At 43.2% G+C, this 13,437-nt stretch carries 9 protein-coding genes; 6 read left to right on the forward strand and 3 right to left on the reverse strand.

All coding sequences use genetic code 11. The features are described from left to right. Window positions 1–9: 9 nt before the first annotated feature. Window positions 10–1,485, reverse strand: coding sequence for an alpha/beta hydrolase (locus B4240_RS03805; protein ID WP_296236909.1), 1,476 nt, complete (start codon window positions 1,483–1,485; stop codon window positions 10–12). 523 nt (window positions 1,486–2,008) lie between these two features. Here B4240_RS03805 and grpE point away from each other — a divergent pair. The 6 genes from grpE (at window position 2,009) to B4240_RS03835 (ending at window position 8,785) form a co-directional block, all read left to right on the forward strand. Then, window positions 2,009–2,614 carry a nucleotide exchange factor GrpE gene (gene grpE / locus B4240_RS03810; protein WP_296236910.1) on the forward strand — a complete coding sequence of 202 codons (606 nt, stop codon included), beginning with the start codon at window positions 2,009–2,011 and terminating at the stop codon, window positions 2,612–2,614. A gap of 232 nt (window positions 2,615–2,846) precedes the next feature. Then, window positions 2,847–4,787, forward strand: coding sequence for a molecular chaperone DnaK (dnaK, locus tag B4240_RS03815; RefSeq protein WP_296236911.1), 1,941 nt, complete (start codon window positions 2,847–2,849; stop codon window positions 4,785–4,787). 329 nt (window positions 4,788–5,116) lie between these two features. Further along, window positions 5,117–5,653: a porin family protein gene (locus tag B4240_RS03820; protein WP_296236912.1), complete on the forward strand. Its 537-nt coding sequence runs from the start codon at window positions 5,117–5,119 to the stop codon at window positions 5,651–5,653. A gap of 219 nt (window positions 5,654–5,872) precedes the next feature. Continuing rightward, window positions 5,873–6,361, forward strand: a complete 489-nt coding sequence (locus B4240_RS03825) for an NfeD family protein (protein WP_296236913.1) — start codon at window positions 5,873–5,875, stop codon at window positions 6,359–6,361. Between the two features lie 21 nt (window positions 6,362–6,382). Further along, the gene (locus tag B4240_RS03830; RefSeq protein WP_296236914.1) at window positions 6,383–7,243 is read left to right on the forward strand and encodes an SPFH domain-containing protein; all 861 of its coding nucleotides are present in this window, start codon (window positions 6,383–6,385) and stop codon (window positions 7,241–7,243) included. Between the two features lie 165 nt (window positions 7,244–7,408). Then, window positions 7,409–8,785, forward strand: a complete 1,377-nt coding sequence (locus B4240_RS03835) for an esterase-like activity of phytase family protein (RefSeq protein WP_296236915.1) — start codon at window positions 7,409–7,411, stop codon at window positions 8,783–8,785. Between the two features lie 127 nt (window positions 8,786–8,912). Here B4240_RS03835 and hemN read toward each other — a convergent pair whose 3' ends face one another. Beyond that, window positions 8,913–10,457 carry an oxygen-independent coproporphyrinogen III oxidase gene (gene hemN / locus B4240_RS03840; RefSeq protein ID WP_296236916.1) on the reverse strand — a complete coding sequence of 515 codons (1,545 nt, stop codon included), beginning with the start codon at window positions 10,455–10,457 and terminating at the stop codon, window positions 8,913–8,915. A gap of 333 nt (window positions 10,458–10,790) precedes the next feature. Next, window positions 10,791–13,250: a penicillin acylase family protein gene (locus B4240_RS03845; RefSeq protein WP_296236917.1), complete on the reverse strand. Its 2,460-nt coding sequence runs from the start codon at window positions 13,248–13,250 to the stop codon at window positions 10,791–10,793. Between the last annotated feature and the right edge of the window lie 187 nt (window positions 13,251–13,437).

A 13,437-nucleotide genomic window follows, 5' to 3' on the forward strand; every position in this document is an offset into this window, starting at 1 on the left:
TAAAACCGCTTATGCAGCCAATACGTCTTGCGTGCTTATGACCTCACGGACAAAGCGCGCAAAGCCATTGATAATATGATGCGTTTCCTCTTCAAGTCTTTGATGCACACTCATAAGATGAATAAACCCATGCGGAGCGCCGTAGACCGTATAGGTTTGGACAGCAACCCCGTAGCCCTCTAATTGCTTGGCATAAGCAAAAGCTTCATCACGTAAAACGTCCAATTCAGCAGCGACGATATAAGTCGGGCAAACATGGCGATTATCACCAAGCATGGGTGAGGTCAAAATATGCTGACGCGGTAGCGGACTATTTTGCAAACAAGCCGCATCAAAAACTGCCACATCGGCGTGATCTAACAATAACCCTTCGCCGTATAACTCCCAGCTTGGATAATCGTTTTCAACATCCGTCACAGGATATAAAGGCATTTGTGCCAGTGGCTGTGGCAAGCGCTGTAATGTCTCCAGAGTTTTTTGCCCATCCGCGCCCAAATCTTGCCATGCTTTTGCCGCCGGCGTGCTAACTTGTTGGGCAATCATGGTCGACAATCCGCCGCCTGCACTATCGCCTGCCAAAACGATACGCGACGCTAATGCCCCAAGTGTTTGGCAGTTTTTAGCCAACCAAGCATAGGCGGCAATACAATCTCTTAGGCCAGTAGGCGCGGGGTGTTCAGGTGCTAAGCGATAATCGACACTAACCACTGGCCAACCCGTTAGCTCACAGACAGCATGGCAAAACTCGTGATGGGTGTTGATATCGCCAATACAAAATCCACCGCCATGAAAGTACAACAGTACCGTTTTATCAGGATTGCGCTTGGCTTTTCTTTTAAAGCCAAAGCCCGCGTAGCGCGCTCGCTTTTGATAGCAGCGTATGGTCATGTCGCCATCATCGGCATTTGCAATCGTCTTGTCCTCCCAATTGACGCTGTGCTCCTCTTTTTTGCTAAAGGGTGTGATACTGGTGAATTTGATACTGTTAAAAATAGTAGCGCTCGCTTGTTGCCAAACTTTTGGCGCTTGCATGGCAACGGTATCGATGGCAAATCGTTTACGCAGCTCGGCCATTTTTGTAAGTTGTAAAGGGGTTTTAAGTTTGCTGTTGACGGCAAGAATTAAGCGCAGGTGCGCATCAATGTGTTCGTATTGCTTAGCCGTTGGTCCATCTAGATAACCAATCAGGCTTTCTAGTACCGCCTCTGGCAAATGACCAATGCCTTTCATCGCATAATGCAACAGGTGCGGCTGATAAGTGGTCATTAAATTATGCTGTAGCACTTTTTCTTTGATAGATAATTGCTTAGCAGCAGGGCAGGCTTGCACATCTGCGTCCGCAGTTAACGGCTTTTCTTCTTTATAACTGTTTAGCACGCTATCGCATAGACCATCACGCGTACCTTGGCCCAAAGACGTTAGGTTAAGTGTCCTCACTGCTTTATTAAGTAAGGTGTTGACTGATAATGCAGCTGAATAAGGCATAACACCCTCTCTAAATGATAAATAATATTTATAGTCATCATAAGATAGGCAGAAATAAAGTTGAGTACTCTTTAGTAAAAGTTTGGGTGCTAATAGTAATTTATTTGACACAACTGACACACTTTTGTAGGTTTTGTTAGCGAAATGAATTACTTATTGACGATAAAAGTAAACTGAGTCATGGTAGCTAAGGCAGTATGGTTGTTATTTAAAAGAGCGTTTTAAAATTAAAAGAGCGTTTTAAAAAAACGTTTAAGAGGCATTGCCATCTCGTTAACCTACATGAGGGCGGCATTTATGGATATTGAGACATGAATATTGAGAAAAATTCTGCAAATCAGGCTTGAAATTTACCCTCATCACCTTTATTAATCAGCTATCAGCCACTATTTAGGCTTAATGAGAACATGATAAAAAATAACAAATTTTTATGGCGTTGTTTTTGTCCATAAGTTGTCATGTTCTAAGCTGTCATCACTTTAGGACGGTTTTTTAATTATTACTATTTCATAAGGAAGTTATCATGAGTGAACAAGCCCCTAATCATAAATTTGACACCACTGATCCAAAAGCAGCTCAAAGCAATATTGAGCGCGAAGACAGTGTGCTCGAAGAAACGCTTGAAGAGTTTGACCCAACAAAAAATTCAGGAAGTCATGAAACCATCGAAAACGAGATTGATTTAGATGCCTTTGAAGCGCGAATTAAAGAATTAGAAGATGAGGTTAAACAGGCCAAAGAAGGCACTGCCCGCGCCAATGCTGAAGCTTACAACGCGCAAAAACGTATGGAGCAAGAAGCCGATAAAAGCAAAAAATTTGCTCTACAGAAATTTGCCAAAGAGTTGTTGGAAGTGGTCGATAACTTAGAGCGAGCTATCGAAAACGCCCAATCAGATGACCCTGTTATCGAAGGGGTGAGATTGACGCATAAAGCGTTATTAGACGTGTTGAATAAAAACGGCGTAGAAGTGGTTGAGCCGCAAGGAGAAAAATTCAACGCTGATTTGCACGAAGCGGTCGGAATTGACCCCGATGCGCCAGCCGATACTGTCGGTACGGTTCTGCAAAAAGGTTATAGCTTAAACGGTCGCCTCTTACGCCCAGCAATGGTACGTGTTGGACAATAGAGCTTAATTTTTAAGTATTATTATTTAAAAAATAAGCCATGAGTAAGTCTAAACCTTACTATTAATAAGGATTTACACAAAAAATCACACAAAAGGCATTTTTTGCTTATTAAATGACTTGAAAAAATAACGCCCCAAACCGATATAGAACAACAAGTGACCGTTTAGCATTAAAAGTTCAGGTCTGATGAGATAACTATTTAATTTAAAAATAAATTAGGAGCAGTTAATTATGGGTAAAGTAATTGGTATAGATTTAGGTACAACCAACTCATGTGTCGCAGTAATGGAAGGTGATAAAGTCAAAATCATCGAAAATGCTGAAGGTACGCGTACCACCCCATCGATTGTCGCTTATAAAGATGACGAAACCTTAGTTGGTCAATCAGCTAAGCGTCAAGCCGTCACCAATCCAAGCAACACGTTGTTTGCGATTAAGCGTTTAATTGGTCGTCGCTTTGAAGACAAAGTGGTACAAAAAGACATCGGTATGGTGCCTTATAAAATCGTCAAAGCCGATAACGGTGATGCGTGGGTTGAAATCAACGGTAAAAAATTGGCGCCGCCACAGGTTTCTGCTGAAATCTTGAAAAAAATGAAAAAAACAGCAGAAGACTATCTTGGTGAGAGCGTAACTGAAGCCGTGGTAACGGTACCTGCGTACTTTAATGACTCACAGCGTCAAGCAACCAAAGATGCCGGTAAAATTGCAGGTCTTGATGTAAAACGTATTATTAACGAACCAACTGCTGCAGCACTTGCTTATGGTATGGATAAAAAGCAAGGCGATAGCACGGTTGCCGTTTATGACCTGGGTGGTGGTACTTTTGACGTATCAATCATCGAAATCGCCGACGTTGACGGCGAGCAGCAGTTTGAAGTACTAGCAACCAATGGTGACACCTTCCTTGGTGGTGAAGACTTTGACTCAGCGCTGATTGATTATTTGGTTGATGAGTTCAAAAAAGAGCAAGACGTCAACCTAAAAGGTGACTCGCTTGCAATGCAGCGTCTAAAAGAAGCCGCAGAAAAAGCAAAAATTGAGCTATCAAGCGCCCAAAGCACTGAAGTGAACTTGCCATATATCACTGCCGATAGCAGTGGTCCTAAGCATTTAGTCGTTACTATCAGCCGCTCAAAACTTGAGAGCTTAACAGAAGAATTGGTACAACGTACGATGGGCCCTTGTAAAACTGCCCTAGAAGATGCTGGTCTAAAAATCGGCGATGTTGATGACGTCATCTTAGTTGGTGGTCAGACTCGTATGCCGTTAGTACAGCAAAAAGTACAAGAGTTCTTCGGTCAAGAGCCACGTAAAGACGTGAACCCTGATGAAGCGGTTGCCGCTGGTGCTGCGATTCAAGGTGCGGTATTGTCTGGTGACAAAACTGACGTGCTATTGCTTGATGTAACACCATTGACCCTTGGTATCGAAACGATGGGCGGGGTGATGACGCCAATCATTGAGAAAAACACCATGATTCCTACTAAGAAATCACAAGTTTTCTCAACGGCAGAAGATAACCAGCCAGCTGTAACGATTCAGGTGTATCAAGGTGAGCGTAAAATCGCTAACCAAAACAAACAGCTTGGCCGTTTTGACTTGACGGATATTCCACCAGCGCCACGTGGTCTACCACAAATCGAAGTCACCTTTGACATCAACGCTGACGGTATCATGAATATTTCAGCGAAAGACAAAGGCACTGGTAAAGCACAAAGTATCCAGATTAAAGCCGATTCTGGTTTATCGGACGAAGAAGTCGAACAAATGGTGCGCGATGCTGAAGCGAACGCGGCTGAAGATGAGAAATTTGCTAACCTTGCGCAGGTGCGTAACGAAGCAGATGGCCGTATCCATGCGGTACAAAAAGCGCTAAAAGAAGCAGGAGACAAAGTTACTGAAGAGGAAAAATCAACAGTAGAGTCTGCTATCTCTGAGCTTGAAGCGGCTACAAAAGAAGATGATCATGACGACATCAAAGCCAAACTTGAAGCGCTAGACAATGCCTTCTTGCCTATCAGCCAAAAGATTTATGCGGATAGCGGCGTAGGTAGCGAGGGTATGGACCCAAGTCAATTCCAACAAGGCGCTGATAATGCTAGCAACAGCAATCAAGCAGATGACGATGTGGTCGATGCCGAGTTCACTGAAGTTGACGACAAAAAATAAGCTTGTTTAAACGCTTACATTAACATGGTTTTTATATAAAGAACGTACCTTCCGAGGTGCGTTTTTTTATTTTAGTCAGCCAGATTCTGGTAATGAGTAAGAATAATTACCCAAAACTGGCGCTTGTAACAAAAGATTTCATATATCCTGCTTTGTAACCTGAAGGCTGATAAATACTTGCAAAAGTTAACTTTCGTACCATTAAACACTGACAGAGTTTTTGACATGGTTTGTTACGATGTATACATCGTTAGCAAACAAGGCGATACGGCTAAACAGCCCACATAAATAAATAAACTTGTTTGTCCAATTGTTTTAAGGAGCTAAAAATGAAAACTCTACAAAAAACTCTACTTGCCCTAGCTGCTGGTTCTTTACTAAGCGTAGGTGCACAAGCAGCCATAGCCTATGGTAGTGGCTATACTGGTCAACCGTATGTTGGTGTAAAAGTTGGTCAGTTTGATTTAGACGTCAATGGCGCTGATGATCCAACCGCTTATGGCGTGTACGGTGGCTATAACTTTGACCCTAACTTTGGTATTGAAGCTGAATACGTAGGTTCAGATGATGCTGACTACTATAACGGCGATATTGATGCGAAAACTTATGGCGCCTACGGTACTTATCGCTATGCTTTCCCTAATACGGGTCTATACGCTAAAGGTAAGTTAGGTGTTGCCAGAACTGAAGTAGAAGCTTCTAATACTACTCTGAATGCTTTTAATGGTACAGATAAAGATACGAGCCTAGCTGGCGGTGTTGGCCTTGGATATTCAGTAAACCCTAATTTTAGTGTTGAAGCTGAATATGACAAACTAGGTAGTGATGCCGATCTTATGACAGTTGGTGCTCACCTTAAATTCTAATATTTTGAACGCCTAGTTCTATAATTATTAGAAACTAAAATAATAAGCAGAATAAAAACGATCACTTCGGTGGTCGTTTTTTTTGTTTTAATATTTAATAATTTACTTTAAGAAAGTTAAGTACACCTACGCCATATATTGATGATTTTAAAGAGGTTATAAATGCTAAAAGTGTGCTACATTAAAGGCTAGAATGGCGTAGATAGGGAATGAGCAATAATGGAAATGCTTTGGACGATTGAACCTTGGCACTGGTTAGTATTGGGTTTTGTGCTGCTGATTGTCGAGATGTTTGTGCCGACGTTTGCTAGCCTTTGGTTCGGCGCTGCAGCCATTATCGTTGCCGCTCTTTCATGGTTGCTGCCTATCTCGCTGTCTATCCAAATTATTCTTTGGTTGCTGCTGTCGGCTATCTTTTTAGTGGCTTGGTTTAAATTTATCAAGCCATTGTCTGTTGATCGTACCAAAGCGGGATTGGGCGGCAGTGTGATTATCGGCGAGACGGGTATGATTATCGTCGCGCCGCAGTTAGAACGCGCGGGTGTCGTCCGCTTTAGTGTGCCTATTGTTGGTGCCGCCGAATGGATGTGCCGTACACGCGGGGAGCAAGTGGCAGTTGGTGATCGGGTGATAGTGACAGATATCGTGGGTAACGAGCTGATTGTCAGTAGTATGCAGTCGCAAACAGTCATCCATAAAAATAGTTAAGCATAATGATAGAGGTGTAACATGGATAGTTTTAGTATTGTCATGATCGTTTTGGTTGCATTGGTTGTATTTACGGTGTTTAAAGGCGTGCGCATTGTCCCGCAAGGGTATAAGTGGGTGGTGCAGCGGCTCGGTAAATATAGCCAAACCCTAGAGCCGGGATTAAACCTTATCATTCCTTATGTTGATGATGTGGCTTATAAAGTCACGACCAAAGACATCGTTCTTGATATTCCCTCACAAGAAGTTATTACGCGAGACAACGTAGTGATTATCGCCAACGCTGTTGCTTATATTAATATTGTCCGCCCTGACAAAGCCGTCTATGGTATCGAGGATTATGAATACGGTATTCGCAATCTGGTGCAGACCTCTTTACGTTCAATCATTGGTGAGATGGATCTTGATAATGCACTCTCTAGCCGTGAAGAAATCAAAACTAAGCTAAAACACGCTATCTCAGAAGATATTGCCGATTGGGGTATTACCCTAAAAACGGTTGAAATCCAAGACATTAATCCGTCGCAGACGATGCAAGCGTCAATGGAAGAGCAAGCGGCGGCAGAGCGTCTGCGCCGTGCTACCGTCACCCGTGCCGATGGTCAAAAACAGGCGGCTATCTTAGAGGCCGATGGTCGCTTAGAAGCCTCACGCCGCGATGCCGAAGCGCAAGTGGTGTTAGCAAAGGGTTCAGAAGAATCGATTCGTCTGATTACCGCCGCAATGGGCGACGAGGAAATGCCGATTGTTTATTTGCTTGGTGAGCAATATATTAAATCGATTCGTCAGTTGGCCGAGTCCGATAACTCAAAGATGGTGGTATTACCCGCGGATATTTTAAGTACTGTTAAAGGAATGGTTGGGGATAAACTTAAAGTTTAGCTCAGCATATTTCAAGTGTATTTAAATCTGTTATAAAAATAGTCAGTGAGCGTTTTACGTGCTGGCTATTTTTTTTGAATTTTAATTTATACGTAATTATCTCACTGATTTTTTAGCATACGTTACTTTATTTTTAAAAACAATAAAAATTCAAGGAAAATAATAATGGTTAATGAAGATATCAATACTGCAATGACTGCTATGAATGAATTTCCCCAAGGCTGTCCGTTACCTTATAGCGCTCTTGATGCGACGCATATCAATGCCGCTTATCCTGAGCAGAAGTTAGAGATTCGTGGCGGCGGTTACGGCTCAGATGCAGCGGCGCATCCAACCAATGCCAAGCAATTTTATGCCCTCACCGACCGTGGGCCTAATGCCGACTTTGACGGAGTTGCTGGTAGAGGTAAGCAGTTTCTTGTTCCAAACTATACGCCAGCTATTGGACTGTTTGAGCTGCAAGCTGGCGGCAAAATAATTAAGGTAAAAGAAATACTGCTTAAAGACAGGCGCGGCAATCCTATCTCTGGGCTACCAAACCCCAAAGCCTTGGGTGGTACCAGTGAAGTGCCCTATGATGTCAATGGTCAGCCGATGACTATCAATCCAAATATGCCTTTCAATGCGGTAACCAATCCTATTAAAACCGATATTAATGGCTTAGACCCAGAAGGGCTAGCGGCGCTCAAAGATGGGAGCTTTTGGATCAGTGATGAATATGGCCCGCACCTCGTACATTATGATGAAAATGGGGTAGAGGTTGAACGTATCAATGCCTTTGCCAGTGATGAGCGCAATAATGTGATTATTAATGGCAAGCCGATTTTGTTACCAGTAGAATTTACCAAGCGTCGTGCCAATCGCGGTATGGAGGCGTTAACGATTACACCAGACCAAACGACACTGGTCGGTATCATGGAATCCGCTATGGATAATCCTGATAAATCAGGACGCATCTCTAGTTTGGTACGTATGGTAACGATTAATTTAGTCTCAGGGCAAATAGCGCAGTATTTATATCGATTGGATAACGCCCAGCACGTCACTTCTGGTATCGCGGCCTTGAATAATCATGAGTTTTATTTGATTGAGCATGATCGCAAATTTCCGCTTCAAGATGAAACAGCAAAAAAACTCATTTATAAAGTTGATATCGTGCAAGCAACAGATATTGAAACTGTTTTAAATGATAAAGGCGTTAAACAAGATGAAGCTGTTGGTTTGACCATCAATGGACAAACACTTGAGCAGCTTATTGCCACAGACGAAGAAAACTGGCAAATGCTTGAAAAGATAAATATTATGCCTGTTAAAAAGACCTTGGTCGTCGATGTGCTAGCGAGTTTAGACTATCCGCATGATAAGCTTGAGGGCTTATGGTTACGGCAAGATGGTTCATTAGGTCTACTCAATGATGATGACTTTGCGATGATAGATACCGATATAATCAATCCAAAAAGTAGCGTTGAGCAAAAGTATCTCGATAAAGAAAAAACCATTGAAGATGCCAATCTTTTATATATTGTTATGCCGTCAGAGTAGGTTTATTCACCATTAATTGATTTACTATAAACTGATTTACTATAAAGAAGACGCATTTATTGCCAACTATAAAAAAGACTTCGCTGGTGCGAAGTCTTCTTTATCATTAAGAGCAGATGAAAAAGTCTCAAATCACTTTAGAAAAACGGTTTTTATGTTTTTTCTCAAGATATTCATCAAATACCATGGCGACATTGCGACCTAATAAGCGACCTTTTGGTAATACTCGAATACCAGCCGCATCCATATCAATCAAACGGTCTGCTTGCATCTCGCCTAATTGCTGAATCTCATCAATAAAGTAAGTAATGGCATCGATACCAAATTTATGATTCACATCTCTAAAATCGATATAGTCGTGACATAACAAATTCATAATCACGTACTCACGCAAGCGATCTTTAACTGAGGTTTTAATCACATTGACCGCTGGCATTATCGCTGGATTATCGCGCGCCGCATCGATATTTTCTTTATATACCTGCAAATCGGTATGATTTTGCAAGATATAACTGCTATTGGGGTTGGCGATTTGACTGATTGACGACACGCCAAATCCTAACAAATCGCAGTCGCCCATGATGGTATAGCCCTGAAAATTGCGGTGCAACTTGCCTTCGCGCTGGGCGATGGCGAGCTCATCATCAGGCTTGGCAAAATGGTCGATACCGATATATTGATAACCAGCTTCGCTCAAGGTATTGATGGTATTGCCCAGCATGGCCAGTTTGGCAGTTGGCGTTGGCAAGTCTTCTTCTTTAATCTGGCGCTGAGATTTAAAGCGCTCCGGCAGATGAGCGTAATTAAATACCGATAAACGATCGGGTGCCATCTCGATAATGCGGCGTACCGTTTTATCTAAAGTCGTCGGCGTTTGATGCGGTAAGCCATAAATCAGGTCGACGTTGGTAGAATGAAAGCCCAATCTACGCGCTTCAGCAAGCACATTCTCGATGAGTTCGGCAGAATTGATGCGATTGACGGCGATTTGTACTTTTTCATCCAAGTCTTGCACGCCTAGACTTACGCGATTAAAACCAAAATTACGCAGTACCGTTAATGTTTCATCACCAAGCTCGCGCGGATCGATTTCGATAGAGTAATCGCCTTGGTCGTCTGGTAAGAATTCAAACTGGGTTTGTAAAAACTCCCACAATTGCACCAATTCATTGTCTTGCAAAAAGGTTGGGGTACCGCCGCCAAAATGTAGCTGCTTAACCAGTGGTTTTTCACGATCGGCTGGGATTTTTAACAAGCTACGTTTGTGCTTAATTTCTGCCATTAAATATTCTAAATAATCGCCGGCATCGCTGTTCTTCTTGGTAATAATTTTATTACAAGCACAGTAATAGCAAAGGTGGCGACAAAATGGAATATGAAAATACAGTGATAGGGGCGCATGGGCATCGCGCTCTTGCAGAATTTTGGTCTCCAGCCCCTCAGGCATCGGTGAGAATTCTAACGCGGTCGGATAAGAGGTATAGCGTGGCCCTGAACGGTTGTATTTATTGATAATCTCTTCATCAAATGCAGGCAGCTGCTTACTGGTAATGCTGCCGCGCGTACTGGCATAGGGATTGGGCATCTCAACCACAGGGCGTTCTGTGGTTGGTTGTTCGCTGGCATGGCTAAGCGGCTTTTGGTCGCTATTGATATCGGCTGGTTCTGACATTCGAGATTCCTCGTTTTGACTGTATAATCGCTATGTTACGTGATGAGTGCATGGCTATTTTGCGTCGAATATTGGCTTTACAAAGTGTGGTTTTTCTAAATAGGGATTTGCTAGAAATTGGGTTGCTATGTGTTACTTTGATAGCGGTTATTGCGTCTGCTATAAAGCCAAACGTTGTTGGATAGGTAAGAAGTAGTATAACAAATCATCGGTTATAGTGGCATGGACGGCAAGTTTACGTATATACCCATAAAGTTGTATTGCTATCCGCCATAAAAAAAGACTTCAGGATTGCCCTAAAGTCTTTTTATTAATCATAAAAATTGGCGAGTGTTATTCTCTGAGTTTAATCACATCACTAACCGCTTGTTTGGAGATTTCGCTTTTACTAAAGGGCAGGCGAATCCATTCTTTAGCCGAGTATTTACGCGTCTGATCACGATGATAAGGGCGCGTCGTATCTGAGGCCTGCGAGTAAGCTAGCAGCGCTTCTACGACAGGGCCTTTATTATCAAAGGTCACTGACTGCATATAGGTTGGGCCGTTGGTCACTGGACCATAAGTGCCATCGCTGTTTTGACTTGAGCTTGCGACGTTAAAGATACCTTCACTACCAAAGCCGCCGTGCATAGGAATCTTTTCATTGCTCTTGCCCGCATCAAGAACAAACTGCAAGCTTCCTAGTGGTGCATCAAGCGCAACTTTTTTATCATTAAAATATTGGATTGAGTCACCAAGCGCAGTACGTGTCTTGTCATTGATGATTAAGTCACGAGGCGTGTTAATAGGGTCTGCCTTATTAAATGGAACACCAAAACCTGCATAATTACTCACATCAAGATTGGTCCAAAACTTTCTAAAGACATGAGCGCCTTTGCTATCAAGATTATCCCGGCGATCCCATTTGCTTAACACGTTACACGCTTGAGTCGCATCGATACTGCCACCATTTGTTAATGGCAATATAGGGTTAGCAGTACAATCTGCCAAAACATCATCAAGGACCAATTCGGCGGCGTAACTGCGGTTACCATAGACGACTTGTTGTAGTTTAGCTAAGTCGAAATCATGGCCACCAAGTTCATCTTTATTGCTCAGTCTGTCCAGTATTTGGGTAAATGCCATTCTGGTACGTAAAGATAGCGGTGCCGCGTCTTCAGAGAGAGGTGACAAACTACGTCTTAACAATGGGGAGAATCCCGTTAATGGTTGTTCAGCATTACTGAGCCAATAACTGTCGTTTGAATTCAGCACATAGTCATCACGAATCAAGTACGGTAAGTTTGAGCCACCAAAGATACCCGCTTGTGGCGAGTCGGCATCCTTCCCCCATTCACAGGCAGCGGTGCTACCATCTAATGCCGGTAGACCAAAATTCACGATCGCTTGTAAATAAGGCTTGGCAGCAGTACAGTCAGAGAGTTTTTGCGCGGTCACATGCGGTACGGTCGAGATATCCGCATAAAGCGCTTTGCCGTAACGATCGGTTGCGATGGTATTGACAAAACCAAGCCCGAGGGTTTCTTTCATTTTGCCGACTAAGTCTTCTACGCTTTTGGCTTTATTCATACTACGCCATTGATTGAGCGCACGTGGGTTCTCTGAGGCCGCATCACGGATAGTAAAGGCGACATTGTTAGTGCCCCAAGAGGGTAGCAAACCGTTTACCTTATCGACGGCTACCATAGGCCCAAAATGTGATGAATAAATCGCTTTGGTGGCGGTTTTTCCGTCTGGCAGTTGAATGGTGACTTCATCCTTTTGGATATCGCGCTGCTCGTATTTACCATCAGGGGTTTTATAGTTGTACTTCATCGGATTGCCGTTCACCAGATCGAGCTGATAAAGGGTAAATCGATTGGCCGTAGAAACCGTATGGCTCCACGCCACATCTTTATTAAAACCAATATTAATAAAGGGTTGACCTTGCTGCGCGGCACCCATGACATCAAGCTCGCCTGGCATGGTCAGATGAAACTCATAAAAGCGTTGTACCCCCTCCCAAGGCTCGTGAGGATTGCCATACATAACGCCATACTTAGTGCCAGTAACCTCACTACCAAAGGCATAAGCGTTACTGCCGCCATTTAATACCTTGATTGTCGTCATATCAAATTCTGGCACGGCTTCCACGTCCAACTCAGAATCTTCCGTAGCGCTACGCATTCTAGTACTGTCCATGACGCGATCCGACTCAGGAGGAGTTGCTGCTACGATTTGTTTGACGAAGTTAGACAGTCCACCGCGTAAATTGGCTTTGCCATATAGGGCTAACATATCGTCGATGTCGATTTCGCGAACCCATTCAGCGCCTGCACAGGCCGGGTCTTCAATATTTTTGACCCCTTTGTCACGTAAATAGCGATTGTAGCCAGCGGCATAGCCTTTGACCGCATCAATCACTTCAGGGTCTTGTGCCGCTAGAAAACCTGCTCGTCGTTCAGGAGAGTTATACCAAGTGTAGAAAACATCGCTATTCTCATTACCCTCAGCACCCAGATAGCGCATACTCTCGCCCTTGGCGATTACGATTTCGCGCGCAAGCGAGCAGATATTATCTTCGGCAAAGGCATAACCGACGCCGTAACCCAGACCTTTATAGTTTTTAGCGGTGATGTGCGGGATGCCAAATTCAGTGCGCTGGATATCCGCTGCATAAGTACTATCGCCGATGTCGTCGTCTATATTGCCGTTAAAATTGTCGTTATCTGAACAGCCAAATAATCCGAGTGAGACTGCCATCGTTAATAGCGTGAGTGTATGTACACGCCGATTAAGCACGTTGATGCTCATAAGCTTATCCATCCATGGTTGATTAGGGTTTTATAAAGCGATGACAAAAACTGCCACCACGCTTTATGGGCCAATAAATTCCTTTTATTGCCATGCTTTTTATGTCTTATTTTCCATTCCTTAAATGAAATGATAAATAAGACAAATTAAAAAACATTTATCAATCATACCCCACTCTCAACTTTAA

This window comes from Psychrobacter sp. UBA5136 (assembly GCF_002414005.1).
GTDB lineage: Bacteria > Pseudomonadota > Gammaproteobacteria > Pseudomonadales > Moraxellaceae > Psychrobacter.

Bases quoted from the DNA above. Each gene is read 5' to 3' on its own strand.
- B4240_RS03805 (WP_296236909.1), bottom strand. From the start codon at position 1,485: ATGCCTTATTCAGCTGCATTATCAGTCAACACCTTACTTAATAAAGCA.
- grpE (WP_296236910.1), top strand. From the start codon at position 2,009: ATGAGTGAACAAGCCCCTAATCATAAATTTGACACCACTGATCCAAAA.
- dnaK (WP_296236911.1), top strand. From the start codon at position 2,847: ATGGGTAAAGTAATTGGTATAGATTTAGGTACAACCAACTCATGTGTC.
- B4240_RS03820 (WP_296236912.1), top strand. From the start codon at position 5,117: ATGAAAACTCTACAAAAAACTCTACTTGCCCTAGCTGCTGGTTCTTTA.
- B4240_RS03825 (WP_296236913.1), top strand. From the start codon at position 5,873: ATGGAAATGCTTTGGACGATTGAACCTTGGCACTGGTTAGTATTGGGT.
- B4240_RS03830 (WP_296236914.1), top strand. From the start codon at position 6,383: ATGGATAGTTTTAGTATTGTCATGATCGTTTTGGTTGCATTGGTTGTA.
- B4240_RS03835 (WP_296236915.1), top strand. From the start codon at position 7,409: ATGGTTAATGAAGATATCAATACTGCAATGACTGCTATGAATGAATTT.
- hemN (WP_296236916.1), bottom strand. From the start codon at position 10,457: ATGTCAGAACCAGCCGATATCAATAGCGACCAAAAGCCGCTTAGCCAT.
- B4240_RS03845 (WP_296236917.1), bottom strand. From the start codon at position 13,250: ATGAGCATCAACGTGCTTAATCGGCGTGTACATACACTCACGCTATTA.